Genomic DNA, 26455 nt, shown 5'->3' with positions numbered 1-26455 from the left:
TCATAATCTTCGTTATAACTATTCTTTCAAAAACCATGTCCGCCCTTCCGCATAAATAAGCTTATCAGCACTTAACGCACTAAGTATATCACCTAATAGTCTTAATTGCTGTTCATGGTTCTTGACTTGCGGCATTACATCTTTGACATATTTATAAATGCTATCACGTTTAGCCCCCTCTGTGCCGGAATTCTTAAGATACTGCAAAATCATTTGTTTGATTTTCTCCTTGTCAAGTCCTTTTTGTCTGGTATAACCTTGCAGTTGGCGAGTAGCTTTTGCAACTCCTAAAGAGATTGTATAATTGGGAGCTTCGCCCTCAATGAGCCCTCTGTTTAATAAGTTTTGCGCAACATCCTCATGAATAGTTCTGCCTTTCTGAACAGCATCTAATGATATGCAGTCCCACAAGGTCAGTGAATGGTTTGTTTTGAGTAAGTTAGTATATTGCTTATTTATCTCATTGCCGTAAATACGTACTGATACTTTTCTGTTTTTAGCATCAATTTCATAATCCGGCATTGGAAAATGGCGACGCCATTGTTCATTGAACATCTTTTTTATACCTCTGCTTACTGTGTCTATCATGTTGAAATCAACCATTGCCCTACAAAGGCATTCATTGCGGAAATATGCTTGAGGTTCTTCATTTGTCAAAGCATTTTTCAAAGTACCAGGAATGAAACTCCCTGCATTGGAGTAATAAAGGTATGTCGGATTTTCTACGAAATTAATTCGCTGTTGCATCGTGTAGTCTTGATGTGCAATACAATTATGAAGTGCTTCGCGGATGGTATAGTCATCATATTGCTTCATTGTATCAGGGAAGAGCGTGCCTCCTGGCATTTTACGTATTGTCAAGTTTTCAATTTTTGATAGGATTTCATCAACGGTTAAGATAAAGGGCACAGTAAAATGTTCGTAGTCTACTACATCTTTCTTTTCATCGCGCCTTGTCCAAGTCACTTGTGCAACAGCGGGACGTAATTTGAAAGCGGCTTCATATTTACCAAGAAGAATAATTGCTGCGCGAGTGATTCCTCCGTTCTTTGTTATGCCGCACTTACTTAGGAATGTTTCCACACTCCATGAATTTACCTCGGCTTCTGGAATTCGACTATGCACTTTCTTGAACATTTTACGAGCTTTGGCGATGGCTACTTCATCAAGGTCGTCAATCGTTGCATCTGGTATAATTTGTGCAGACCAGTCTGTATCACCAAAAATCGGTTCATCAAGAATTGCGCTCAAACGTTCGGCCGTCATCTCTACAAGAGAATCCTCTATTCGTTGCCATGCTTTATTATGAGCAAACACAGGTCGTTTGGGTAGATGTTTAGGAATATGGATAACCCATATTTTACGATTAGTATCATCTGTGATAAACTCATCTATATCCAAACCTTCTGTTGAAAGATTTACGCATCTTTCTGTTAGGCGTAATATTGCCTTTTGTTTATCATAGTTATATGTATCTGTTCCTATAATCTCCAATGTTCTGTCATGAACACCTATAATCAAATGTCCACCTTCCATGTTGGCAATAGCAGAAACATACGATATAACATCGTCTTTCTCGTCACCGCAGAAAGAGTTTTTCAGGCTCTTAAATTCCTTCCATTCGCAGTGTGAGTTTTCTTGTGGATATTCACGAAGAAGGTATTGTTGTAATTCGAGTTCGAGCATATTATTGAATTAAAAAAGGTGCTGAGTTCTATTTTAGAAATATTGCAGCTATGACACCAGCGATGATTATTATGTTCAAAATTAGTGTATAAGTTAATTTCTTTTGCAACAAATTTGTATTTGAGGCTAATAGCTCAGTTACATTATTCGTTGCCTCTTCTATTTTATTTATAGCGTTTTCTGAAGATTCAATAATTACATGTCTATCTTTTTCAAATTCAGAAACTTTATCTTTATAATCTTGTCTGATTAATTTTATAATCTCGTTAAGTGTTGTTTTAATTTCGCTTAAGCTGGAAACATATTTTTGTGTAGAATCATTAATTCCATCAAATGAATTGACAGTTTTTTCCACTTGTTTCCTTGCCGCTTCGACTTTCTTAAGCTGATTTTCTAATTCTTCAAGCGAATTGTTAATTCTTTCGTCTATCATAATTTAAATATTTATTTGTTATTTCTTTAAGACTGTTCAAATGCTCTTCTAATTGAATCGCATTTTGTATTTTCTCTATGTACTCTCTATCTGTTTCATAAATTGCTGAATGTTGAATAAGAAGTTCTGTATATTCATTAAGCAGATTACGTTTACCTGCTGCTAAATATAAATCCATAACGGCTTTATAGTCATTATAAAGTTCTTCTTCTAACATTTCATTTTCTTCTTCTTCAAGAAAAAGAATACAAAATATATTTAGAAAATTGAGTACAGGATTCATTTCCGGCGCAGCTCTTCTAATTAAGCGAACCGCACCTTGAAGATGTTTTATGTTATCTTTTTGCGAATCACTGTTTACTATTTCTTTGTCAACCACTCGCATATATTTCTTTACCAATTCGAAACTTGTTATTTCGTCTTCCGTATGTATATCATGATTTGTATCATCTTTCAATGAGAAAGGTATTTCTTTATTAATTGATGAATCGTATGTAACAAATCCTTCACGAGCATATTTTGAATTGAAATAATAATAAATGAAGTCTTTTAAATCCTCATTAGTATCTTTCCAGTCCTTATCGGAAGTGATTGCCATATTACAAAATTGTTCCATGTCCAAAATGCCGCGTGCCCTTTTCTCGGCAATACTTCTATAAACAAAAGAAGTCAAATGCTTCAAACAGGCCATTATTGTTCCTTCAGTTTGTGCATCTTTTTTTACATCTTCTATCATAGCCGCAACTCTTTCTTCCGAATAATATTTTCTATAATAAAGTTTTAGAAAATCATAATAGTCAGTTTCATCACGGCATATTGTTGTAATACGGAATTCCTTTTTTCCGTAATCTTCTGTAAAGTCATCAATTAAACCAATCACACACATTCGGTAGATTGCTTTCTGCACAGCATCCCTAAATAAGGTTTCCCCATATGGATATCTTCTATCTGGTATGTTTGTTTTAAAAATAGGGAAATTTTTACTTCTTAATTGTGAATTATAAGAGTTAAGTTGTTGACTTGAAATACCGTAATACACATAATAAGTTAAAACCGAACCTTTAGGATATGATTGTAAAAACCGGATAATACCTTGTGTATTGGCAACAGTGGGAGATTGTATGTTATAAAATTCTTCATTACTAATTTTCACAGGAAGCTGCTTCATAAGCAAATCCATAACGTAAATTTCAAAATCTTCTCCTAAGAAATTACTATCATAAAAGAACTTATTAATAGTATAATCCGCTGAGAATTTTTCAAATAAACGTGTCCTAACGTTTTGGACATCAAACTTCTTTGCTGAATAAAGTATTGTTGCAAGAGACATTTTTCTATCCCGACCGGCGCGTCCTGCTTCTTGAACAAATGATTCCAATGACCCCGGAAAGTTTAAATGGAAAATTAATCTAACATTTGATTTGTCAATACCCATACCAAATGCTTTTGTTGCAACCATCATATTTGTCTTGCCATTAAGAAAATCATCTTGACAAGATGTATCGTCACCACCTTTATATGTTGATAAAAAGGTTACTCCTTGTTTTTTCAATGCTGACCTTGCCGATGGAACACTAAGATTTGTATTCTCCGATTTTCTCGGACAAAATACAATGCCTGCTTTGTCTGTATTTCTAAACAAATACCATCTGTTTTCAACGGAAACATTTATGTCCGCATTCTTTATTTCAGAGATTTTGTTTGAGTCTATGATATTTTCCCTTTCAATGAAATGTTGTTTTATTTTCTTTATGCAATCATCATGTTGTATTTCGTTTATTTTATTTGTGGCATCATCAATAACTTGTAATAATCTTTCTTCTTTTATGTTTCCAACATCCCATACGTTATTTGCGTTTGTTGCATCTATATTAGCAACATAATACTGTAGTTCAAGACGGTTGGTGTTTTCATATCTTACGGTTGCGTCATCTTCAAGCGAGTATGAATTTCGCCCAGATAGCTCTCGTTCAACATCAGCCAAAACATCAAATGACGCTGTTGCCGTCAATCCAAATAAAGATATATGATTATCTTCACTTTTAACTTCTTTGGGCAATACATAATTATAAAGATTTCGTCCGAGATGTAAATATGCAAGTCGGAAGTCATGCCCCCATTCAGACACGCAGTGTACTTCATCTATGACACCATAAGCAAAATAAGCATTTGACTCACGCATGGACCGTAAAACCTCTCTAAATCTGTATATACTTAATCTTTCAGGAGAAAGGAACATGATTTGGACTTGTGAACCAGTCAATTTTTGTTCACGTTCTCTTTTTTCTGTAGCAGATAAATCACTGTTTATGTATGAAATACCGTCAATACCGGTATGAAGCAATCCGTCATATTGGTCTTTCATAAGTCCCTTTAATGGGTCAACTACAACTGTTATGGCAGGTTGTAACATTGCAGCTAGCTGATATGTCAGCGACTTTCCTCCACCTGTTGGCAACAATCCGATAACACTTTTCAGCTGCAAAGCTCGGCTTAAAATAGGTAATTGCCCAGGCCTGAAATCTTCTTTTCTGAATATAAGGTTCAAGAAATAGCGGAGATGTTGCGTCTGTTCTTTGTCTATTATATATATACCACGACTGTTCCTTTCGACAAAAGGTTTATATTTAATGCGTTCAGTTGTATAAAAGAACCTATCTTCATATATCTCATGAGATGAACGGACAACAAAGTAACATTCGTTTTTAGCTTTATACTTGGAAAACATTTCTTTTTCCTGAGTACAATATTTCTTTATTGAAATGTCAATTATTATGTCATATTCATCTTCTGGATTTGCGATTTTACTGTCATACAATTTAAATGCAGGAAGTGCCTTTTCTGAATAGTCTGTTGTCATACTTATCAGATGATGATATAATTCATAAAAATCATCAAGTGCAAGTTTTGCGATGTCTGTATCATCTTCAATTATAAGTATTTCCCATTTTTGAACTGACAAATTAAGTCGGTTTGATATGAGAGCTTCTATCAAAGTCTTTTGTATTCTGGCAATGGCTTGAAAAGCCTTTTTCCTGTTTTCTGCATCATAAGAGTTGAGGGCGCTTTGTACCTTGTAGCTTGCAAAAGTCGGACAACCTCTTGAAATAAGATTGCTGACCAAAGCAAAGACAGGCAAGATATTTTTATGCACGGTCATATCAAATGGTGCAAGAATTTCAAATACGGCATCATTTATTCTATAATCATTGATGTTATCACAATATGCAGCAAATACTTGGATGGGTGCATAATAAATATATTTATGAAGCACACTTTCTGCATTTGAAAGTGTGTAAGAAAAGTTTTTTATCAGACAGCCGTATGCTTTTCCGTTTGGATGCCTGCCAAAATCAGTTTCACGAAAATCTGTGATAATATGGATGTCTTCATTTTTAAAATAATTTGTAAATGCATTTATTCGGCTTTCATTAAGATTGGCAGGACCGATACAAAAAACAAAGTGTTTCGTTCCTGAAGAAGTTATCAGTTTTGATACACCTTTCAAACTGACACTTCCTATATCAAGAATGTTTGAAAAAATGTGAATGGCAACAGGTTGTTTAACATCAATTTTTTGTATAGAATTGTTGTTGTCCCCGTAATCTGAAGGAAGATAATATGGTATTTCTACAATTTCAATATTATCATTGTCTAAGGCTAACTTTATATGTAGAACTGCTCTTGAACGGGCTATTTCAGAAGGCTCTTCTAATGTAACTTTCTTTATTGAAGAAACTAAATTTAGTTGGCGTAATTTTTCGATAAGAGCAACTGTGCCTATGCCTTGTCCACATCCCCAATCATATATTTCTAATCCATTTTTGAATTCTGAATACGGAATATTGTTTTTATTATCATTATGATTAAAAGTGTATTGTAATTTTTTGTAATGCATATTTCCATATGCAGCTAAATAGGCATTACATTGTTCTTCAGTTTCAAGAACAGCGGTTCCGTGTTCAAGTGTTCTGCCTTTTGAGTCTATATATGCCCATGGACGAATATTAATTTCAGGCGATAGGTTTTCTTGGGCAATTTTGATTATATTATCAACGGTTAAATTTTTAATATTTCTTATACTGATCTCATATTGAGATAGGAATTGTCCTCTCTCATTTATCATTTTTTGCTCATTGCCTATAGTTACACTACAAATTCCATGTACCCATTCAACGTGATGTATGAATTCTTCGGGACGCCAACATGCGCATTTTTGGCTACGAGTATAACCAACAAAATCAAAAATAGGTTGTATAACAATTGAAAGTTTTGAATCGACAAATCCCCATTTGTTATTTATTCTAATCGGACATAATCCATATTTAAAATTCCACCATGCTATCGGGGAATATTCATTGGGAAATTCATTTAAAGGCTTTAAAGTCATGGATTCCCCAATGTATTCGTATTGAATTGGAATAAATTGTGAATCAATTACTTTTTCTGATTTATCTTGGTAAATAATTGTCCATCTTCCATCATTGACCTCAAATTGCTCTATCCTTTTCATTCTCCTATTATTGTTTCTGCCCACGGATTTTCTAAATGACGTTTATAATTTGCTGCTGCCGCTTGTTTGCTGGTGTTTGCGTAACAGTATTCGCACATGTGGATGCACGTGTTATATTGACCTATGTCTTTGCTTTTTATGCAGCCGCAAAATTCACGCTGTCCACTGTCTCTATTATTTCCAAGTGTAACATAAAACCCATTATCAAGTTTGATTGCATCAGGGTTTAGTTTTGGGCTTACGAATTCAGCATTAAGGAATTGTCTTAATTTTTCATCTTTATAAGCCCGGCGAATCATCAGCACATCATCGATACAACTATTTTTCTTAATGCCTTCATATTTTCCTTTTTCTCCGCAAGTGGCAAGTTCATAATTCCAACTTTTGTCCTTGTTAAGTTTGACAAGTCGTTTGGAAAACTCTTTCATTTGTTCTTCAGTCCATTCGTGATAAAGTATTCCGTTCTTTTCAAGATTTGATTTTACTTTACGGTAAATAGCTATGTCTGCAAAGCTGAATACAAGTTTCTCTGTATAACCTTTTAGCTGGTCGCCAATGTTTTCTATTTTTCTTAAAAGGCTATCAATATTTATGTTATCAGTAAGCATTAATGGGTCGAAACGCCATATAACACTACCGAATCCGAGTTTGTCTGTCAATCGCTTGAACGTGTCTATACGTTCGGTCAAAGGAGGAACTCCTTTCTCCAGTTTTTCATCTTCATAATCATTTAACGAATATTGGATATAACAGTTTATTCCGCGTTCTTTTAATTCATCAAGATGAGCTAATAGTGGACGAGGATTTTTTGACCAAAAAACAATAAAGTGTGTTTTCGCATAACTTATTGCCATGTCTTTCCCGTTAAATGGATTGGTCCAAACTGAATAACCAACTTTAAGCCTATGGAAAAACCAATCACAGTAAAAAGCAGGGATGTCCGTACTTCTGCTTGCTGATACTATAATAGGTTCCTGTAAAGATATGGTTTGTCCATTTTCACGTGTCATCTCTTTTTTTATATTATTGATTTTTGCCATATCGGTCATTTTTTAATTTATTCGTTGTTTAAGTTATGATGGTTGGAGCAGCTATTTAATGTGCTTGCATGGTTTGTCAAACTTTGACAACAAAGATAAAAAAAAGAATCACAAATTTTTATACTGATATACAAAAATCTACGATAAGAAGTCGTTGTCTACGAATGAATGACTATTTATGTTGTTGTAAAAAGGATTTATGTATAATGTCGCTTGTGTGCTACACTCCAATGATATTGTAAAATTTAACTTTGAGGATGCGGAAAGAAAGGTTTGCATATTTGATACGAGGTGAACAGCCTATCACAGGAGAAAATGAAATATTAAAAATACAGTATGCCTTTGTGTACGTTTTGGCGAAATATCCGTTATCTTTGTATGAATCTTAAAAACAGGAATATGAAAGACTCGAAATTAGAGATTCCGCACGGTTTCGCCTTGTGCGGGGAGGCAGATTGCCTTTGTGCGGCGAAGTGTTTACGGCATAAGGCTTATCTGCAGCAGGCGGAGACGGCAAAGGTGCTGCTGGTTGTCAATCCCCAGCTTTGTACAAAGGACGGGCGGTGCGCTTATTTCCGGGATGTGGAGCCTGTACGTTTTGCCAGTGGATTTACACAGATGCAGAAACGGATGCTGCCCGATCAGTATGATAAGTTTATGTGGAAGCTCATCCTGCACTTCGGGCGGAACCCTTACTTTGAACGGCGGAACGGCAAACGGGAGATTTCGCCCGGAGAGCAAGAATTGATTGCGGATGTGGCACGGCAGGTGGGCGTGACGGAGGAATTCAAGTTTGACGCTTATCAAGAGCAGCAGGACTGGACGAACTGAGAAGCTGTTTTGAATTTCTCCAAAAAGTTTTTCTTGGCTTGATGTATCCGTTTTCGTGTGTGCTTTGGGCGATTTTTTGGTCCTTTCCGCTCCTGTTCTTCGTCAGATAGCCCGCTATCTTCCTCATCACAGAAGCGAAAATGCCTCAAAAACTCATCCCAAATCAGCGCACGATAAATTCAAAACAGCTTCTGAAAAGGCTTATGCCGGAAGGAAAGCTGGCTGCGTGCTGGGTCCTGACAGCCCAGTACTGCTGTTTTGACACGCCAGTACTGCAGTCCCAGCCTATCAGGACTGCAGTACTATAGGGGAGGACTGGGAAAGGAGTATTATTGGAAAAAATCAGGCAGCCGCATGCATCGGCTGATGCATGCGGCTGCCTGCGGATTTTGAGGTAATCAGGTGTGACTATTTCTTCTGTTCTTTTTTCTTATCCGGCTTGAGCAGATGGCGGTGGAATTTCATTTCGGCACGCTGGATGTCGTATATCTTTTTGGCGGAAAGGAACTTCTTGTATTTCCGCAGGTACTCCAGGTCGAGCTGGTCGGCGGTGATGCGTGCCTGAATGACGGCTTCGATAATCCGGCTGTATTCTTCTTCGCTGGTATCGGGCTGTTTGCCTTTGCGGATTTCTTTCCATGCTTCGCGGTTGGACTGGCTTTTCTTGTCTTGCAGTTCAAAGTAAAGCGGGAAAAACGTTTGGGCTTCTTGGGGGGTCAGCCGGGCGTTTTCGATGATGAAGGCTTCCTGACGTGCACGGAATTCTTCTTTATTTAGTTTGGGCTTTTGGGCTTGCATGCAGAGGCAGAAGCAGGCAAAAAGCGTCAATAGGATTCCTGTTTTTTTCATGTGGCGTTTCTTTTAGTTGTAAATGCCGGTCTCGGCGTCGGTTAAATATTGATAGAGTTCGTAATCATCCATCAGGCTTTGGTTGACAATCGCTTCGATATACTCATCCGGCATGTCGGAAAGTATATTGGCATCGTTTTCGGATTGCGTGTTGCCGACAAATGCCCGTATGGTAAACATCAGGCCCACAAACATTGCCGCCATGTACACCCATGGCTTTACGCGGTCCCACATGCCGATTTTAGGAAGTGCGGCAACTTCTTTTTCGGGGAGTTGCGCCATCAGTTCATCTGCAAAGCGGTCGAAATACCCTTCCGGTACGGTGAACGGGTTCTTTTTCCCGTACTTCTTTTGCAATTCGAGGTCGTTTCTTTTCATATTCTTATCCTCCTTCCTTTATTACTTAGATTGTTGTTTGGGGGTAAGGTTTAATCGTTTTGCTCTAAAAATTCTTCAATCTTTTTGACGGCGTGGTGGTAAGAGGCTTTCAGGGCGCCTACGCTCGTGCCTAAGATATCGGACATTTCTTCGTATTTCATTTCTTGGAAATATTTCAGGTTGAAGACGATGCGTTGTTTTTCGGGCAAGGTCTGGATGGCTTTTTCGAACAAGAGCTGCGTATGGTCTCCGTCGAAATACGGGTCGCTTTCCAGTTTGTTGAGGGCGGCTGACTCGGCATCGTCCAGCGAAAGCTGGTTGAGGGCACGCTGCTTGTTCAGGAAGTTCAGGCATTCGTTGAACGCAATCCGGTAAAGCCAGGTAGACAGGCGGGCGTCTCCCCGGAAATATTCCAGGTTGTTCCATGCCTTGATGAATGTGTTTTGTAAGAGGTCGTTGGCATCATCGTGGGAGAGCACCATTCGTCTGATTTGCCAATACAGTGGCTCGCTGTAATGCTTGACTATTTCCCCGAAAGCGTTCCGTTGCAATTGGGGTTCTTGCAGTTGGGCGATTATCTCTTCCTCGTTATAATGCTTCATAATCAGATGTCTTTACTATGTGTTTATTAGATGCAATGAAGTGCCTTCGTTTTAATCCGGATAGAATTTTTTAACATTCCCCTATATGGACAGTTGCAGATTCTCTTGTGCCAGAACGGTATTGGGGAAAACTTCCTGCGCTTCTTTTAGCAGTATCTCTTCGTCATCATACCGTGCCGAGAAATGGCCGATAACCAGGCGTTTCACTTGTGCGTCGCGGGCGATTTGTGCGGCTTGCCGGGCAGTGGAATGCTGGGTTTGCCGGGCACGTGCCGAATCGGAACTGGCAAAGGTCGCTTCGTGGAACAGCAGGTCTACTCCTTGTATCTGTTCGGTGACGGAGGGGTAATAAGCGGTATCCGAGCAATAGGCATACGAGCGCGGCGGGTCGGAAGGCGTGGTCAGCCAGTCATTGGGAATGGTTTTCCCTTCTTCCGTAATGAAATCTTCTCCGTTTTTGATGCGGTTAATCATATAGACCGGAATCTGGTAAAAGTCAATCATCTCGCGCTTGATGTGATTGGGAGTCGGCTTTTCGCGGAACAGGAAGCCGCAGGTGGGCATCCGGTGGCGTAAAGGGATGGTCTCGACCGACACGGAGCGGTCGTCGTAGATAACATCGCGGGCTTTCGGATCGAACGGATGGAACACCACGTTATAGCTCATGCCTTTGCAGAAGAAGTCGATTTGGGGTTGCAGGATTCCGATTAGGTCCGGGTGGCTGTAGATGTGCAGGTCGGCTGTGCGTTCCAGCATGCCGAACGTGGAAATCACTCCGATTAGCCCGAAGCAGTGGTCGCCGTGCAAATGGGAGATGAAGATGTGGTTCAGCCGGCTGAACTTGAGGCGGGAGCGGCGCAATTGCACTTGCGTGCCTTCGCCACAATCTATCATGAACAGCTTTTCGCGGATATTGACGACTTGTGACGTGGCTTGATGGCGCATGGTAGGCAGTGCCGAGCCGCACCCTAAGATATGTAGGTCGAATTTTTCCATAACGCGATTGAATTAATAATTAATAATGAACAATTAATAATTGATTCCGCATGTAGTTGGCAGGGAACTATTCATTATTAATTATCCTTGTTACGCCGGATTTGTAATCCGGCGTAATTGAAGGCTCGGATTTGCAATCCGAAACCGTGGTGATGATGCGGATTGCAAATCCGCACATGGGTCACGCTGGATTACAAATCCAGCGTGACAGGGCTCCGCATTTAGTTGGCAAGGAGCTATTCATTATTAATTATTCATTGTTAATTGTTAACTTATTTGTATTTCTCCAACAGCCCGTCTGCTACTTCATCTCCCAAATCTTTCGCTTTTTGCAGATTGGCTATGCCTTTTTCTTTTTCCTTGTTCTGGATTTGGCTATAGCCTAACATGCGGTAGGCGGGGGCGTTTTCAGGGTCCATTTCAACGGCGCGTGTCAAGGCTTTGATGGCTTCGTCCACTTGATTGACGCGCAGGTGTACGCTTCCTTTTTCTATCCAGTAGGTTACGTCGTTGGGGTCAAGCTCGACGGCTTTGTTGATATCGTTGATAGCTTGCTGGTACATGCGGCATTTCAGTTCGGCTTGTGAACGGATGAGGTAAAACTCTGCAGAGGTCTGTCCTAACATGGCGTCGTAGAATTCGTTATAGTCATTTACGGCTCCTCGGAAGTCCTCGTTGTCCGCTTTGACGCGTGCGCGTTCGTACAGGTAGGGGGCTGCATCTTTTCCATAGGGCTTGGCATAACGCGCCACGGCACTGTCGAGCAATGCGATGACTTCTTTCCGGTCGGCTCCTTCGGTCAGCTCTTTGGCTTTAGCCGCCGCATAGAATGTTGCCGCCGATGCCAGGTTGCTTTTGTTCACCGCTTCGTAGGCGGTAAAGGCTTCGGCGTATTTCTGCATGGCAAAATAAATGTCTCCCTGCAACTGATAATAAATGGGTTCTGCGGCGGTTTCCAGAGCCTGGCTGATTTCGTCCAGCGCACGTTCGAAGGTCCAGTTGGCGTACGGCTGCTTGTTTTCCGAATTCATTTGATAGGAGTAAATGAATTTGGCGATATTGTAGTGCGCGTCGTCTTTTTTTTCGGCTACATCCAGCAGGGTGTTCAGGTCTTGTGCAGCCAGCGCATTGTGGCTTTCGTCTCCGAATGTGCTGTAGCACGTGGCGCGGCGCAGGTAGCCTTCTGTATTTTTGGGATAGGTAGTGATAAAGTCGTTTAATAACTCCAGGTAGCGGCCGCGTTCGTACACGCTCGAAGCCATATACAGGTAAACCAGTGCCTGTGATTCGTCTTCGGGCAATCCTTTTTTGATGCCGATTGAGTTGAGCGTCATGTCGTTGGCAGATAGGGCACTGATGTTTAAATCGGTCAGGTAACGGATGCCGATGGCGTAACTTTCCTTGCTTTCCGGACCGCTGTTTTTCTGCATCATGCCCACTACTTGCCCTGCTTCGTTCATGATGGGGCAGCTGACCGTTTTTTCGGTAGTTTGCATGGCAAGTGTATAATAATAGGTTTGGGTGCCGATGGTGTCTACTTTCGCTACCGTGCCGGTTTGCCCTTTGGATTCTTTTTGTGTGGAGTAGGGGAGTAAATATACGGTCTGCCCGATAGCCGGAGCCGTGGGGGCAGGCTGGAGCGCTTCGGCTTTTTTATCAAAGTCCGCCTTGAACTTTACGACATCATACATGTCGTTGGCTCCCATCATGTATTTTACCGGCAGTTCTTTCCCGTCGGCTGTAATGATAACTGCCCGTTCTGCTCCTTTGAAGAGCGAATAATCGGATACGGCGGTTCCTGTTTCATCGATGTAAAATCCGTTCCCTGTATTTAATATCTGATTGTCTTTTGTATAAGTGACAATGGAGAATACTGCCTTTCTTGCTTTGTCTGCCCATTTGGGAAGTTCTTGTGCAAGAAGCGTAGAGAAAGGCGTTATGCATAATAAAATGGCGATTATTTTTTTCATGTCTGTTATGTTTTTAGAATCCTCGTTGTTCGATGGCTTTATAAATCAGGATACCTGCGGCTACGGATACGTTCAGTGACTCGATGGTGCCGAAGAGCGGAATCTTAATCCATTCGTCACAAAGCGCCAGATGCTCGTAGGGAACGCCGGTGTCTTCGGCTCCCATGATGATGCATGTGGGCGAATGGTAATCGGCTTTCGTATAGTCGTAATCTCCTTTTTCGGTGGCCGCGATAATCTTGAATCCGCTTTCTTTCAAGAAACGGATGGTGCTGAGGATATTGTTTTCCCGGCATACGGGAAGAGAAAGCAGGGCACCTGCCGAAGTCTTGACGGCATCGGCATTTACGCTGACGCTGTTCTTCGAAGGGATGATGATTGCATCTACGCCGGCACATTCGCAGGTACGGGCTATGGCGCCGAAATTACGTACATCCGTTATGCCGTCGAGCAGGATGAATAAGGGGTTCTTGCCTTGCTCGAAAAGGAACGGCACGAGGTCTTCGGTCCGCTGGTACGTAATGGGTGAGATAAAAGCCACTACCCCTTGATGGTTTTTGCGGGTTATGCGGTCAATGCGTTCTACCGGTACCCGCTGGACCGGGATAAACGACTGTTTTAATGCCGCGAACAGCTCTTTTGCCAGCTCGCTTTGCATGTCTTTTTTTATCAAGACCTTATCTATTTCTTTTCCTGCTTCTATGGCTTCGATAACGGCTCGTATTCCGAATATCATTTCGTTTTTTTCTATCATAAGTATGTTGCTTTAGTTCTTTATTTTCAAGTTCTGATTAGGTGCTTACAGGCTGAGCAACGCCCGTGCGTTGTTCAATGCAGCTTCGGTCAGCGTGCTTCCGCTTAGCATGTGGGCTATTTCGTGTATCCGTTCGTCGGGTGTCAGTTTGCGGATGTAACTGTTTGTGCCGGTGTCTGTGTCTTCTTTGTACACTTTGTAGTGCGTTGTTCCCCGTGCCGCGATTTGGGGTAAATGGGTGATGCTGATAACCTGCCTGTTCTGGTTCCCCATGTCACGCATAATCAATGCCATTTTCTCTGCGATGGAACCTGATACGCCGGTATCTATTTCGTCGAAGATGATGGTGGGCAATTTGACCGCTCCGGCTATCATCGCCTTTAGCGAGAGCATGACCCGGGCTATTTCACCGCCGGAAGCGATGGACGCTACATTCTGCAGCGTGCCGTTCTTGTTGGCAGAGAACAGGAAGGTTACGTTGTCCATTCCGTTTATGTCCGGCTCTTTGCGTGACGTCAGTTCTACGGCAAAACGCACGTTGGGCATGCCTAACGGGACGAGGAGCTTCTTCATCTGCTCTTCGATGAGATGCGCCGCTCCGGTACGTAACCGGGTCAACAGGGCAGCCTGTTCCAATACCTTACTGTACAAGGTGTCTTTTTCGGCGCGAAGCCCGCTTATCCGGTCATCGAACGAGGCAATGTCGTTCAATTGCTTTTGATAGTTTTTTGCCAAATCAATCAATTCTTCTATGCTGTCTGCCCGATGCTTTTGCTGGAGGTTGTAAATCAGGTTCAGCCGCTGGTTTACATAGTCCAGACGTTCCGGATTGAACTCTACGTCTTCTTCGGCAGAAGACAAGTCGTGCGCAATGTCTTTCAGCTCGATATAGCAGCTCTGCAGGCGTTCGCTCCATTCGGACGCCGAAGGGTAAACGGAGGATATGCCTTGTAAGGTTTGGATGCATTCCTTGGTTTGCGAAAGAATGCTGTACGAGTCTGCATTGTCTATCAACATCCCGGCACGGTAAAGTCCGGCCTTGATGTCTTCGGCATGGCTTAGCGTCTCGGCTTCCTGTTCCAGTTCGGCCTGCTCTCCATTTCTTAATCCGGCTTCTTCCAACTGTTCCAGCTGGAAGCGCAGGTAGTCTTCGTCTTGCTTGCTCTTTTCAGCTTGTCCGATAAGCGTGTCAAGCTCTTTGCACGTGTTTTTATAATCGGCATACATCTGCTTGTAGGAGGCAAGCTGCTTGTCGTCTTGCGCCAAGATGTCTAATATCGTCAATTGAAAGCCTTCCTTGTTCAAGAGCAGGTTTTGATGCTGGCTGTGTATGTCAATCAGTTTTTCGCCCAATGCTTTCATCTGTGCCAACGATGCCGGCGTATCATTGATGAAGGCACGGCTTTTTCCGTTTGCTGACACTTCGCGTCTCAATATGCATTCTTCCGGGTCATACTCCAGGTCAAGTTCGTTGAAGAAACTTTCCAAGCCATACGAAACGATGTGGAAACGGGCTTCCACGATGCATTTGGATGCTCCGCTTTTAATCGCTTTCATATCGGCGCGTTGTCCCAAAAGCAATCCGATAGCTCCTAAGATAATCGATTTTCCGGCTCCGGTTTCTCCTGTAATGACGGAAAAGCCCGGCATGAAGTCGATATCCAGCTTGTCAATCAGTGCATAATTTTGTATATGAATGGATTGTAGCATACGTTTGTCCTTTATTTATTCCAGTATGGAAGCCAATTTACCGATAATGTCGTTTGCCGCTTCTTGTTTGCTTTTCAACGGATAAGGCGTGTGTCCCGATTCGTCTACGATGGTTATTTTATTGGTATCGTAACGGAAGCCGGCGCCTTTATCGTTCAGTGAATTCAAAACGATAAAATCGAAATTTTTCCGTTTGCGTTTTTCCTGGGCATGGGCAAGCTCATCATGGGTTTCCAGCGCAAAGCCGATTAAACGCTGATGGGATTGTTTCATTTGCCCCAAGGCAGCGGCAATATCGCGTGTAGGCTTCAACTTGATAAGCAGGTCGTCTTTTTCCCGCTTGATTTTGTTGGGAGCTACGGTTTCGGGTGTAAAATCGGCTACAGCTGCACATAAGATGCCAGCGTCGCAGGCCGGATAAAATTCCGTGGCAGCCTTATACATCTCTTCCGCACTCTCTACATCGATGCGCCGGATAGCCGGATGCCGGGTGCTCAGGCTCACCGGACCGCTTATCAGGATTACTTCCGCTCCGCTTTCCGCGCAACTTTCGGCTAAGGCATATCCCATTTTCCCGGAAGAATAATTGCCGATGAAGCGTACCGGGTCGATTTTTTCGTAGGTCGGGCCTGCCGTAATCAGGATTTTCTTACCTGCCAGCCTTTGGGATTGGGCAAAGAAGTTTTCCAATACTTCTACAATCTTTTCCGGTTCTTCCATCCTGCCTTTGCCTGTCAGATGGCTTGCCAGTTCTCCGGATGCCGGTTCGATGATGTGGTTTCCGTATGAACGGAGGATATTCAGGTTGTGCTGGGTGGATGGATGGGCAAACATGTCCAAGTCCATAGCCGGAGCGACAAATACCGGCGCTTTCATTGATAAGTATGTAGTGACCAGCATGTTGTCGGCTATGCCGTGTGCCATCTTGCCGATGGTAGAAGCCGTAGCGGGAGCAATGAGCATGGCGTCTGCCCATAATCCGAGGTCTACATGGCTGTGCCACGTGCCGTCCCGCTGGGCAAAGAACTCGCTGATGACCGGTTTGCTGGTCAGTGCCGACAGCGTGATAGGGGTAATGAATTCTTTTCCGGCAGGAGTAATGACTATTTGCACTTCCGCGCCTTTTTTTATGAGTGCGCGGGTCAATACAGCTGCTTTATAGGCGGCAATGCTTCCTGTTATGCCTAATACGATTTTTTTCCCTTCCATGTCTTATTTTACCAATCCGCTCTCGCGTAACCTGATTTTTGTCAATACGTTTTTCGTGTTCAATGTGAAATCACCGTTCATAATCCAGCCGAAATAGCCCTGGTCGCGTTTCAAGACCTCTGCTACGGGCATTCCCTTATATTTCCCGAAGTTGAAGACTTCCACCCCGTTGTCATCGTAAACAATCCGTCCGGCAAAGTCCACGTTTTTGCTATACGTGGAATATTCAGACAAGAAAGCCACATCGTTTTGCAAGGTGTCCGGGTAACGGTCGAGTTGGGCTTTCAATACTTCATACGTGGCACGTGTATCGGCTTCGGCGGTATGTGCGTCTTCCAGGTTTTTCCCGCAATAGAATTTATAAGCTGCCGATAGCGTGCGTTGTTCCAGTTTGTGGTAAATCACCTGCACGTCGATAAATTTACGTTTGCTCAGGTCGATGTCTATGCCCGCACGCAGGAATTCTTCTACCAACACCGGTACGTCGAAGCGGTTGGAGTTGAAGCCGGCGATGTCTGCTCCTTCGATGGATTTTGCCAGTTCCTTGGCAATTTGCTTGAAGGTAGGGCAGTCTGCCACGTCTTCGTCATGGATGCCGTGAATGGCGGTAGATGTTTCCGGTATGTGCATCTCCGGATTAATCCGCATGGTCTTGCTCTCTTCGTTTCCGTTCGGATAGATTTTCAGGTAGCATATTTCTACAATGCGGTCGGTATTGATATTCGTTCCTGTGGTTTCCAAGTCAAAGAAAACCAGAGGATTCTTCAGATTCAGTTTCATGTTGTTCCTTCTTAGTAATGCATGGGATTAATATTCTCAATGGCTCAGTCGTTCAGCATCATGGGCATTAACAGCATCAATAAGTCTTCATTCTCTTCTTGCTCTTCCGGAACGATTACCCCTGCACGCGACGGGTCTGCCAGTTCGATGGTGACATTAGCGGCGGGGATATTGTTCAGAATATCGATTAAGAACGATGATTTGAATCCGATGCTCATCGGATTTCCGTCGTACTGGCAAATAACGGTTTCTTCCGCCGATGTGGAGAAATCGATGTCTTGTGCGGATATCTTGATTTGATTGTCCGACAGGTTTAGTTTGATCAGGCTGCTTGCCTGGGAAGAGAATACGGAAACACGGCGCAAGGCACTGATAAGCGAAGCGCGGTCCAGTATGGCTTTATGCGGGTTGTTTTGCGGAATCACCGAATTGTAGTTCGGATAACGACCCTCTATCAGCCGGCATATCATCTGGTAATTTTCCAACGTAAACATGGCGTTGCGGTCGTCAAAGCCGATTTGGACGTCTCCCTGTTCTTTCGGAAGCAAGTTCTTCAATAGATTGGCAGGCTTCTTGGGCAAGATAAAGGCCGCTTTCTCTGTGCCGTGTGCGGCATAGGTTTTGTTGCGTACCAGCTTATGCCCGTCTGATGCGACCAAGGTGATGTCTTCGGGCGTAATGTCGAAATAGATGCCGTTCATTACAGGGCGAAGCTCGTCATCGGCGGTGGCGAAGATGCATCGGTTTACTCCGCTCATCAGTATCTCGGCAGGCATGGTCAGCCGTACGGCATTGGCTCCTAAGTCTTGCGGCTGGGGATATTCATTGGCATTTTGCCCCATCAGGTTATATTGTCCGTTTTGGTATTGTACGGTAATCTCCAAGGTATCTAAATTGACCTGGAAAGCCAAAGGCTGTTCCGGGATTTCTTTTAGCGCTTCCAATAGGGTACGGGACGAAACGGCAAAACGTCCGTCTCCGTCAAATTCGTTTACTTCGATAGAGGTAGACAGGGTGGTCTCATTGTCCGAAGAGGTCATAGAGAGGGTGCCGTCATGCAATTCGAGCAGAAAACAATCCAGAATAGGCAGAGAGTTCTTCGAATTGATTACACGGCTGATTGCTTGTAAATGGTTGAACAGGTTTGTGCTTGAAACGATAAATTTCATATTCGTAAATTTTGTATTTATTCTTATTTTCGCGTTATGTAATATGTAAAATCAAAACAATGCCAAAGTTACGAAAAGATTAGAGATGCATCACAAAAAGAAGTCAAAAAATTAGTTTACTTCTTCAGAAAAGCGTAATTTCGTGACCAAAATTAAAAAACTATAGATATGGAATTAGCAGGAAAAGTGATTGCCGTACTTAATCCGAAAAGCGGTACATCAAGAAATGGAAATGAATGGACGGTGCAAGAGTATGTAATCGAAACGCATGACCAATATCCGCGCCGGATGTGTTTTGACGTGTTTGGGGCGGACAAGATACAGCAGTTTAATATCCAATTGGGTGAAGAACTGAATGTTTCGTTCGACATTGACGCGCGCGAATGGCAGGGACGTTGGTTTAACAGTATCCGTGCCTGGAAGGTAGACCGGGTTAGCGCAGACCAGTCTGTCGCGCCTCAACCGGCTCCTTTCCCGCCAGTGAATGCGGCACCGGCCGCTCCGGTAGATTTTTCGGGACAAGACGAAAAAGATGACCTCCCTTTTTAAGGCAAGGGTAGGAAACGGATATAAAGGTGCGTCAGAATGGCGCACCTTTTTTTTGAGGCAGCATCTCCTATAATAAAGATGGATTATCGTAGAGACGTCACGGCATTTCCCCACACAAAGTCACGCCATGACATAAGCGGGTTCACCACAGGGGACACAGAGGCGCACAGAGTTTTTTTATTTATTTCCTCTGTGATACTCTGTGTCCTCTGTGGTGAATAATCTGAAACGCAGATTGGCGCAGATTTTCGCAGAATAAAATAATCCGATAAAATGTTTCGTCATGTTATTTATTCGACTAAATTTGTTGCGTTTCAGCAAACGGAGTTTAACTTGCGACAATAATATCTAAATCAATAGCTTTATGAAAATGAAACATTACGTATCGGTTGCGGTGCTTGCGCTGGCATTCGCCGCATGCAGCGACGACTACGACGACTCGGCGCTGTGGGATGCCGTAAACGGCAACACCCAGCGCATCGAGGCGCTCGAAGCGTGGCAGGACGAAGTGAACGGCAACATCGCCGCCCTGCAGCAGCTGCTGAACACAACAGACTACATCACCTCCGTCACGCCCCTGACGGAGAACGGCGAGGAGGTGGGCTACGTCATCGAATTCCACAACTCCGACCCCATCACCATCCGCCACGGAGCGAAGGGCGACAAGGGTGACAAGGGAGATAAAGGAGAGCAGGGCGAACAAGGCCCGCAAGGCGAGCCGGGTAAGGACGGCGAGGACGGCGCTGACGGAAGCGACGGCGAGGACGGAAGCACGCCCGTAATCGGCTTGACGCAGCGGAAGGACGGCAATTGGTACTGGACGCTGAACGGCGAACTGATGACTGACCCCGAAGGCAACCCTGTCCGTGCCAACGGCGAAGACGGCGATGCAGGCACTTCCGCACCCACGCCGCAAATCTTGCTGGGAGCCAATCTGCCGAGTGACGGCAAGGTAATGACCGATAGCGGAAAGGCGCAAGCCGACGCCTGGTACCTCAGCGTAAACGATGGCGCAGAGTGGTACCGCATCAGCGGAGACAAAGGGGCGGACGGCAATGACGGAAGTGCCGGTGCCGACGGCGACGACGGCGTGTTAAAGGTAGAAACCAGCACAGACGGCAACAGCGTCACCCTTACGTTCGACGACGGCAGCATCCTCACCCTCCCCACGTGGAAATGGGCGCAAGGCATCGAGAAAAAGATTGAAGACCTAAACAGCCAGCTCGAAGCCTACGGCAATTTGATGGAAGGCAAAAGCTTCATCACCTCGGTAACGGCTGTGGAAGGCGGACAGCAGATTACCTACGTCACTGTCGACGAGAACGGAACGGAAACCAGTCATAGCTTTACCATCACCAACGGCAAGGACGGCGACGATGGCGCAACGCCCACAGTGAAAATTGGCAATAACGGCAACTGGATAATCAACGGCACGGACACCGGCGTTTCTGCCAAAGGGCAAAACGGCACAGACGGCAAGACTCCGACCTTTAAAATAGAAAACGGGAATCTGTACTACCAATTCGAAGGCGATGATGATTGGAAAGACTTAGGCAATGTCACCGGTCCGAAAGGCGACAAAGGAGATACCGGCGAACAAGGTCCGGAAGGCGAAGACGGTGAAGATGGCAAAAATGGCGATTCGTTCTTCAAAGATGCCGTCTATAATGAAGGCGATGCCTTTGCCACTTTCACGTTAGCGGGCGGTACGGTCTTCAAAGTCCCCATCTACCAAGGCACTATAAAGATTGGCGAAGGAACTGGCACGCTCACCCTTGAGGATACGGAAACCACCGTCTATATCACTCTGCCCACCGGAACTGAGGCAGACGACTACACCGCCCTCGTGGCACAAATCACGCCCGAAGGAACGGACGGAACCTATACCGACATCGACAGCCGTGCCACCGGTGTGAGAGGCTGGAGCGTAACGGCGGATTTGGAAACAAAGACAGTTAAGATTACATCAAGCGGAGGCAACGCCCTGCTGCGCGTCACCCTTATCCGCACAGACGGAAGCGAACTGACCGCTTCGCGCGTGGTACATTCACAAAAATATATTGTCTACACAGCCGAAGGCTTGCTGGCATGGGCGGAAGCCGCGCGAAAAGATTTAAGCACCAGCTGCACCCTCGCTGCCAACCTCGACCTTACAGATACAGAGTGGACACCGATAGGAGACTATGACAACCCTTACACCGGCACCTTCGACGGCGCAGGGCATACCCTCACGGGGCTGACCATCAACCAGTCAGAAGCAAATTACATCGGGCTGTTCGGCGCTATCGGTGAAGGCGGCACGGTAAAGAACCTGAAGCTGACGAGTGTAGCAATAAAAGGTTACAATTGGGTGGGTGCCGTAGCGGGCTCAAACTCTGGCATCATCGAAAACTGCTCAGCTGCGGGCAAAATAACAGGTTCTAGTGAAGGAGTCGGCGGCATAGCGGGAGTCAATGACGGTATCATCACCAACTGCTCAGCGGCAAGTAGCGTGACAGGCAGCATGTATGTCGGTGGCATAACAGGCTATCAGTTTAACGGAACTACCACCGGCTGCTCTGCAACGGCCGAAATAACAGGTTCCGGTGAATGGGTCGGCGGCATAATAGGCTATCAGATTGACGGAACTACTGCTGACTGCCATTCTTCAGCCACAGTAAAAGGTAGATACAAAGTCGGCGGCGTAATAGGACAGATAGAAACAGAGAATAAAAAAAGCCGTTCTCATTGCCTGTTCGTCTACGGGAGACGTAACCAGTACATCTAATACATCATATAGCTGGGTCGGTGGTGTGATGGGAACTGCCAGCCGAAATTCCAGTATTATCGCCTGCTATTCCACGGGCAAGGTTACCGGAAGCAGGTTCACCGGGGGCGTGGCAGGAGGTAACTCCGGTTCTATCACCGCCTGCTACTGGAGCGGAGAGAATACGAATGGCGTTGGTGGTGGAGAGTCCAGCGGAGCCACGAAGGTAGAAAACGATATCACTTGGCAAACAGCGGCAGGTGAGATGAACAAAGCCCTTGCCGAGAACGGATATAGCAACTATCAATGGGAAGAAAACAACGGAGCGGACAAGGAAACCCGCCCGCTGATACTTGTCCGTAACTAAGGGCAAGCCTGCCGAGGGCTACGAAAACCTCCCCACACCGTGGGCAAGGAATTGTAAGCCTACGAAAACCTCCCTACACCGTGGGCAAGGAATTGCAAGCCTACGAAAACCTCCCCACACCGTGGGCAACGAATTGTAAGCCTACGAAAGCTTCCCCACACCGTGGGCAAGGAATTGTAAGCCTACGAAAGCTTCCCCACACCGTGGGCAACGAATTGTAAGCCTACGAAAACCTCCCCACGCCGTGGGCAGGAAATTGTAAATAAAAAAATCATTAACCATTTAATAACAAAAAACAATGAAAGAAATTATCTACACATTTGCAAAATCGAGAGCACGCAACGCACAACACCTGCAGTTCGTTGCCGATGTAATGGCAGCCGTACCCGAAACAGCCGCTACCGAACAAGGGTTCGCCACGCAGCGCACGGCGTTCGTCGAAGCAGCAACCGCCGAAGTGGACTGCTTCCGCCCCGACAAGGGCTACCTGAACACCCCCGACATAGAGGAAGCCGACCGGAAGCGCGACAACATTTTCCTTTTCTATAAGCAGATAGCGCAGGCATACGCCGACTATTGCCCCGACGAGGAGCAGCAACAGGCTGGACGGACGGTAGCCTTCGCCTTCCACGAGGCAGGGAAAGCCACCGAACTCGACTACGCCAGCGAGACCGCCGTCCTTGCCGACCTTGCCGGGAAGCTGACGGACGTGACCTACGCCCAGCCGCTCGAAGTAATCGGGATAGGCAACGCCGCCACCGAGATTTTGGAGGCGAACGATGCCTTCAACGCCATCTACCTGGAGCGCAGCGCCCAGGAACGCGACCGTGCCTTGGGCACCACGATGAAGGAGCTGCGCCCCGTGAGCGACGCCGCGTTCGAGGAACTGGCGAAGGCGATAAACGCCCTCTACGCCGTCAACGAGCTGGTGACGAAGGACGAGGCGAAGCGCACCGCGCTGGAAAAGGTCATCGACGACGTGAATGCCGTAGTGGTGCGCTTCCGCAAGACCATCAGCCGGGCATCGGCAGCGGAAGACGAGCCGGAGCCTGCGGAGTGATGTTTTCACCACAGATTACACAGATTTTTTAAGTTATTTTCTTTTGAAACGCAGATTAGCGCGGATTTTCGCGGATTATTTTTTATATTTTAATCTGAATATCCGCAAACATCCCATGTAGGGGCGTATCGCATACGCCCGAATGCATCAACTAACCCATGCGGGTGTCTTCGGGGCGTATGCGATACGCCCCTACAAGGCAATTGGGTGGTATGCGGATATTAAATATTTTAATCTGTGAAAATCTGCGCCAATCTGCGGTTCAAAGGTAACGCAAGAGTAATGTCATTCTGAGCGTAAGCGAAGAATCTCGGATGCATCCACGTGGGTGTTCACGAGATTCTTCGCTTGCGCTCAGAATGACAATTCTTTTGTGGTTCGCAGATTATTTTATTTTTTATCCGCGTGAATCTGCGCTAATCTGTGTTTCCCATCTGTGTTTCCTTTTACGTTACGGCAGATTTTGCAATCCGCAACACCCGCGTAACGAAGAATTGTGCTAACTTTGCTGCGTATTATTAAAAAAACGATAAGTATGAAACAAAGATTATGGATGCTGGCGGCGGGATGCCTGTTCGCACTCGCTGCCCAATCGCAAGAGACCGTTGCGGTAAACACAGGGAACATCGTTTCGCCGGAAGTGGATACGGCGGCGCAGACAGTCACGTTCCGCCTGTTGGCACCGGCGGCAAAAGAAGTGACGGTAGAAGCCGACTATTTCGGCAAGGTGCAGAAACAAACTCCGCTGGGGGCGGTAGAGATGCCTCTCCGTCAGGCGATGACGCGCGACACAGCAGGCGTGTGGACGCTGGAGACTCCGATACCTGCGCCCGAATTGCACACGTATTGTTTCTACGTAGACGGGTTGCGGATGGTGGATCCCAGCAACGTATATATGCTCCGCGACATAGCCACGTATACCAATTATTTTCTGGTCGACGGTGAGCTGTCTGCCAACTATTTTGTGCGCGAGGTGCCTCACGGCACGGTGTCGAAGGTGTGGTATCCCAGTCCGAAGCTGGGGATGGAGCGCCGCCGCATGACGGTCTATACTCCGGCAGGTTACGAGGACGGTACGGAGCGTTACCCTGTGCTCTACCTGCTTCACGGTGCCGGGGGCGACGAGAATGCGTGGAGCGAACTGGGGCGTGCCGTGCAGATACTCGACAACCTGATAGCGCAAGGCAAGGCGAAACCGATGATTGTGGTGATGCCGAACGGGAACGGCGGGCAGGAAGCTGCTCCGGGCGAGTACCCGAACAGCATGTACAAGCCTTCGTTTATGAATCCGAAGACGATGGAAGGTTCGTTCGAGGTGGCATTTCCCGATATCGTGTCGTATGTGGAGTCGCATTACCGCACGGTGAACGACAAGGCACACCGTGCCATCGCGGGCCTGTCGATGGGCGGATTCCATTCGCTTTACATCTCTGCCAACTATCCCGACCTGTTCGATTATGTAGGTTTGTTTTCGGCAGCCGTCAACCGTGAGGCAAAGGGAGACAATGCTTTTGTCTATGCCGACCTTGACACGAAGCTTGCCCGCCAGTTTGCCGAGGCTCCGAAACTGTATTTCATCGCCATCGGAACTGCCGATTTCCTGTATCAGGACAATGTGGGGCTCCGCAAACGGTTCGATGCCCAGGGTTACCGTTATGAGTACATGGAAACGGACGGCGGGCATATCTGGAGCAACTGGCGCAAGTACCTGAATCATTTCTTGCCGGAGCTGTTCCGGTAGTTTTTCACCACAGATTACACAGATTTTCAATTAAAATTATTTGAATATCCGCAAACAGCCAATGTAGGGGCGTATCGCATACGCCCGGATGCGCCAACTTATCCACGTGAACGCTTTCGGGCGTATGCGATACGCCCCTACAGGTTGATTGGCAAGATGCGGGCATTCATATAAAATTATTTTATAGTAAAACAAAATTGGTTTGCGAAAAAATGGAATGGAACACAGAGACACAAAGACACAGAGCTTTATTTCTTGAGAGAACAGAGTTCACAGAGTAAAAGTTTGGCTCTATGGTCTTTACCTTCTCTATATATTTATTTCTCCGTGCCTCTGTGTTCAATATAAAGGATTAACGGATTTATCGCAATCCATTTCTGATTGACTATAATCTGTGTAATCTGTGGTGAAAGACAACCTACACGCGGTCGGCTTCCACGTATCCGTGCATCACGGCGTAGATGGCGAGGGCGGACACCGACTTGATGCCCAGTTTTTCGGTAATGTTCTTGCGGTGCGAGATGACCGTGGTGAGGCTGATGTTGAGCCGTTCGGCTATTTCCTTGTTGATGCAGCCTTTGGTAAGGAGCACCAGCACTTCGATTTCGCGGGGCGAAAGGTCGTGCGCGGTGGCGTGCAGGGGAGGTAAGGAGTGATGCCCGTACTGGCGCAGGCGCACGATGGCTTTCAGCAGTTCGTCTTGTGCAAGGGTGCAGTTCAGCGTGGGTACGCCGTTCAGCTGCGGATGTTCCCCGTTCGAAAGCACGATGGTTTTCGGTTGCCGTTCAAGGAAGAATGCGGTATGCATGAAGTAGATTTGTGCCGACACGAAGTAGTGGGCATACATGTCGGGCGTGTCGTCTATCAGTTGTCCGAAAGACGAGAACATACGGATTACGGCATTGGGTATCAGCTCTTCGAGGATGGTCCGCAATCCGAGTGCAGCCAGCGTGTTTTGTTCGAGGATGGCAATTTCAGGTGTATGTGGCATGGTTGATTGATTTTTGAAACGCAGATTAACGCAGATTTTCGCAGATTATTTTATTAGATGATTTACGATTTCATACCAAAC

Annotated in this window: 21 protein-coding genes; 6 read left to right on the top strand and 15 right to left on the bottom strand. The window is 45.3% G+C overall.

Features of this window, described 5'->3' with window-relative positions:
- Nucleotides 1-18: 18 nt before the first annotated feature.
- From BACSA_RS06530 to BACSA_RS06515, 4 genes are read right to left on the bottom strand one after another with little or no spacing between them, the layout of a single operon-like run.
- On the bottom strand, nt 19-1686 hold the full coding sequence (locus BACSA_RS06530; RefSeq protein ID WP_013617314.1) for an RNA-binding domain-containing protein: 1668 nt from the start codon (nt 1684-1686) through the stop codon (nt 19-21).
- A 28-nt stretch (nt 1687-1714) separates the two neighbouring features.
- Complete coding sequence (locus BACSA_RS06525; protein ID WP_013617313.1) at nt 1715-2119, bottom strand: hypothetical protein; 405 nt, start codon at nt 2117-2119, stop codon at nt 1715-1717.
- Nucleotides 2100-6632, bottom strand: a complete 4533-nt coding sequence (locus tag BACSA_RS06520) for a DEAD/DEAH box helicase (protein WP_013617312.1) — start codon at nt 6630-6632, stop codon at nt 2100-2102. The genes BACSA_RS06525 and BACSA_RS06520 overlap by 20 nt, the downstream gene beginning before the upstream one ends.
- Entirely contained in the window at nt 6629-7672 is a 1044-nt protein-coding gene (locus BACSA_RS06515; protein WP_013617311.1) for a DUF1848 domain-containing protein, read from the bottom strand. The genes BACSA_RS06520 and BACSA_RS06515 overlap by 4 nt, the downstream gene beginning before the upstream one ends.
- Nucleotides 7673-8071: 399 nt before the next feature.
- Here BACSA_RS06515 and BACSA_RS06510 point away from each other — a divergent pair, with 399 nt between their 5' ends.
- Nucleotides 8072-8503 carry a DUF6078 family protein gene (locus BACSA_RS06510; RefSeq protein WP_013617309.1) on the top strand — a complete coding sequence of 144 codons (432 nt, stop codon included), beginning with the start codon at nt 8072-8074 and terminating at the stop codon, nt 8501-8503.
- 408 nt (nt 8504-8911) lie between these two features.
- Here the strand turns inward: BACSA_RS06510 and BACSA_RS06505 are convergent, their stop codons facing one another.
- From BACSA_RS06505 to dnaN, 10 genes are all read right to left on the bottom strand, one after another.
- Nucleotides 8912-9352 carry a hypothetical protein gene (locus tag BACSA_RS06505; protein WP_013617308.1) on the bottom strand — a complete coding sequence of 147 codons (441 nt, stop codon included), beginning with the start codon at nt 9350-9352 and terminating at the stop codon, nt 8912-8914.
- 12 nt (nt 9353-9364) lie between these two features.
- The gene (locus BACSA_RS06500) at nt 9365-9730 is read right to left on the bottom strand and encodes a hypothetical protein (RefSeq protein ID WP_013617307.1); all 366 of its coding nucleotides are present in this window, start codon (nt 9728-9730) and stop codon (nt 9365-9367) included.
- A 50-nt stretch (nt 9731-9780) separates the two neighbouring features.
- Nucleotides 9781-10332, bottom strand: a complete 552-nt coding sequence (locus tag BACSA_RS06495; RefSeq protein ID WP_013617306.1) for an RNA polymerase sigma factor — start codon at nt 10330-10332, stop codon at nt 9781-9783.
- An 81-nt stretch (nt 10333-10413) separates the two neighbouring features.
- Complete coding sequence (locus BACSA_RS06490) at nt 10414-11328, bottom strand: ribonuclease Z (protein ID WP_013617305.1); 915 nt, start codon at nt 11326-11328, stop codon at nt 10414-10416.
- 272 nt (nt 11329-11600) lie between these two features.
- Complete coding sequence (locus BACSA_RS06485; protein ID WP_013617304.1) at nt 11601-13298, bottom strand: serine protease; 1698 nt, start codon at nt 13296-13298, stop codon at nt 11601-11603.
- Nucleotides 13299-13311: 13 nt separating this feature from the next.
- Entirely contained in the window at nt 13312-14052 is a 741-nt protein-coding gene (gene rlmB / locus BACSA_RS06480) for a 23S rRNA (guanosine(2251)-2'-O)-methyltransferase RlmB (RefSeq protein WP_013617303.1), read from the bottom strand.
- Between the two features lie 45 nt (nt 14053-14097).
- Nucleotides 14098-15762 carry a DNA repair protein RecN gene (gene recN / locus BACSA_RS06475; protein ID WP_013617302.1) on the bottom strand — a complete coding sequence of 555 codons (1665 nt, stop codon included), beginning with the start codon at nt 15760-15762 and terminating at the stop codon, nt 14098-14100.
- Nucleotides 15763-15777: 15 nt separating this feature from the next.
- Nucleotides 15778-16971, bottom strand: coding sequence for a bifunctional phosphopantothenoylcysteine decarboxylase/phosphopantothenate--cysteine ligase CoaBC (gene coaBC, locus BACSA_RS06470; protein WP_013617301.1), 1194 nt, complete (start codon nt 16969-16971; stop codon nt 15778-15780).
- A gap of 3 nt (nt 16972-16974) precedes the next feature.
- Complete coding sequence (locus tag BACSA_RS06465; protein ID WP_013617300.1) at nt 16975-17751, bottom strand: 3'-5' exonuclease; 777 nt, start codon at nt 17749-17751, stop codon at nt 16975-16977.
- Nucleotides 17752-17795: 44 nt separating this feature from the next.
- The gene (dnaN, locus tag BACSA_RS06460; RefSeq protein ID WP_013617299.1) at nt 17796-18920 is read right to left on the bottom strand and encodes a DNA polymerase III subunit beta; all 1125 of its coding nucleotides are present in this window, start codon (nt 18918-18920) and stop codon (nt 17796-17798) included.
- Between the two features lie 168 nt (nt 18921-19088).
- Between dnaN and BACSA_RS06455 the strand changes: the two genes are divergently transcribed.
- The 5 genes from BACSA_RS06455 (at nt 19089) to BACSA_RS06435 (ending at nt 25383) form a co-directional block, all read left to right on the top strand.
- A complete protein-coding gene (locus BACSA_RS06455) occupies nt 19089-19469 on the top strand; it encodes a DUF3127 domain-containing protein (RefSeq protein WP_013617298.1) in 381 nt (126 codons plus the stop codon).
- 364 nt (nt 19470-19833) lie between these two features.
- Complete coding sequence (locus BACSA_RS18885; protein WP_013617296.1) at nt 19834-22236, top strand: collagen-like triple helix repeat-containing protein; 2403 nt, start codon at nt 19834-19836, stop codon at nt 22234-22236.
- Nucleotides 22237-22264: 28 nt separating this feature from the next.
- Nucleotides 22265-22582, top strand: coding sequence for a hypothetical protein (locus BACSA_RS06445; RefSeq protein ID WP_041583918.1), 318 nt, complete (start codon nt 22265-22267; stop codon nt 22580-22582).
- Between the two features lie 298 nt (nt 22583-22880).
- The gene (locus BACSA_RS06440; RefSeq protein ID WP_013617295.1) at nt 22881-23642 is read left to right on the top strand and encodes a DUF6261 family protein; all 762 of its coding nucleotides are present in this window, start codon (nt 22881-22883) and stop codon (nt 23640-23642) included.
- A 535-nt stretch (nt 23643-24177) separates the two neighbouring features.
- Nucleotides 24178-25383, top strand: a complete 1206-nt coding sequence (locus BACSA_RS06435) for an alpha/beta hydrolase (RefSeq protein WP_013617294.1) — start codon at nt 24178-24180, stop codon at nt 25381-25383.
- A gap of 418 nt (nt 25384-25801) precedes the next feature.
- On the opposite strand, the gene BACSA_RS06430 is transcribed toward BACSA_RS06435, so the two are convergent.
- The gene (locus BACSA_RS06430; RefSeq protein ID WP_013617292.1) at nt 25802-26374 is read right to left on the bottom strand and encodes a response regulator transcription factor; all 573 of its coding nucleotides are present in this window, start codon (nt 26372-26374) and stop codon (nt 25802-25804) included.
- Nucleotides 26375-26455 lie beyond the last annotated feature (81 nt).

Source organism: Phocaeicola salanitronis DSM 18170 (genome assembly GCF_000190575.1).
Taxonomy (GTDB): Bacteria; Bacteroidota; Bacteroidia; order Bacteroidales; family Bacteroidaceae; genus Phocaeicola; species Phocaeicola salanitronis.
Note: the sequence above shows the minus strand (reverse complement) of the source record. Positions and strands in the feature narration are given on the sequence as shown.

Bases quoted from the DNA above. Each gene is read 5' to 3' on its own strand.
- BACSA_RS06530 (WP_013617314.1), bottom strand. From the start codon at position 1,686: ATGCTCGAACTCGAATTACAACAATACCTTCTTCGTGAATATCCACAA.
- BACSA_RS06525 (WP_013617313.1), bottom strand. From the start codon at position 2,119: ATGATAGACGAAAGAATTAACAATTCGCTTGAAGAATTAGAAAATCAG.
- BACSA_RS06520 (WP_013617312.1), bottom strand. From the start codon at position 6,632: ATGAAAAGGATAGAGCAATTTGAGGTCAATGATGGAAGATGGACAATT.
- BACSA_RS06515 (WP_013617311.1), bottom strand. From the start codon at position 7,672: ATGGCAAAAATCAATAATATAAAAAAAGAGATGACACGTGAAAATGGA.
- BACSA_RS06510 (WP_013617309.1), top strand. From the start codon at position 8,072: ATGAAAGACTCGAAATTAGAGATTCCGCACGGTTTCGCCTTGTGCGGG.
- BACSA_RS06505 (WP_013617308.1), bottom strand. From the start codon at position 9,352: ATGAAAAAAACAGGAATCCTATTGACGCTTTTTGCCTGCTTCTGCCTC.
- BACSA_RS06500 (WP_013617307.1), bottom strand. From the start codon at position 9,730: ATGAAAAGAAACGACCTCGAATTGCAAAAGAAGTACGGGAAAAAGAAC.
- BACSA_RS06495 (WP_013617306.1), bottom strand. From the start codon at position 10,332: ATGAAGCATTATAACGAGGAAGAGATAATCGCCCAACTGCAAGAACCC.
- BACSA_RS06490 (WP_013617305.1), bottom strand. From the start codon at position 11,328: ATGGAAAAATTCGACCTACATATCTTAGGGTGCGGCTCGGCACTGCCT.
- BACSA_RS06485 (WP_013617304.1), bottom strand. From the start codon at position 13,298: ATGAAAAAAATAATCGCCATTTTATTATGCATAACGCCTTTCTCTACG.
- rlmB (WP_013617303.1), bottom strand. From the start codon at position 14,052: ATGATAGAAAAAAACGAAATGATATTCGGAATACGAGCCGTTATCGAA.
- recN (WP_013617302.1), bottom strand. From the start codon at position 15,762: ATGCTACAATCCATTCATATACAAAATTATGCACTGATTGACAAGCTG.
- coaBC (WP_013617301.1), bottom strand. From the start codon at position 16,971: ATGGAAGGGAAAAAAATCGTATTAGGCATAACAGGAAGCATTGCCGCC.
- BACSA_RS06465 (WP_013617300.1), bottom strand. From the start codon at position 17,751: ATGAAACTGAATCTGAAGAATCCTCTGGTTTTCTTTGACTTGGAAACC.
- dnaN (WP_013617299.1), bottom strand. From the start codon at position 18,920: ATGAAATTTATCGTTTCAAGCACAAACCTGTTCAACCATTTACAAGCA.
- BACSA_RS06455 (WP_013617298.1), top strand. From the start codon at position 19,089: ATGGAATTAGCAGGAAAAGTGATTGCCGTACTTAATCCGAAAAGCGGT.
- BACSA_RS18885 (WP_013617296.1), top strand. From the start codon at position 19,834: ATGAAAATGAAACATTACGTATCGGTTGCGGTGCTTGCGCTGGCATTC.
- BACSA_RS06445 (WP_041583918.1), top strand. From the start codon at position 22,265: ATGGGAACTGCCAGCCGAAATTCCAGTATTATCGCCTGCTATTCCACG.
- BACSA_RS06440 (WP_013617295.1), top strand. From the start codon at position 22,881: ATGAAAGAAATTATCTACACATTTGCAAAATCGAGAGCACGCAACGCA.
- BACSA_RS06435 (WP_013617294.1), top strand. From the start codon at position 24,178: ATGAAACAAAGATTATGGATGCTGGCGGCGGGATGCCTGTTCGCACTC.
- BACSA_RS06430 (WP_013617292.1), bottom strand. From the start codon at position 26,374: ATGCCACATACACCTGAAATTGCCATCCTCGAACAAAACACGCTGGCT.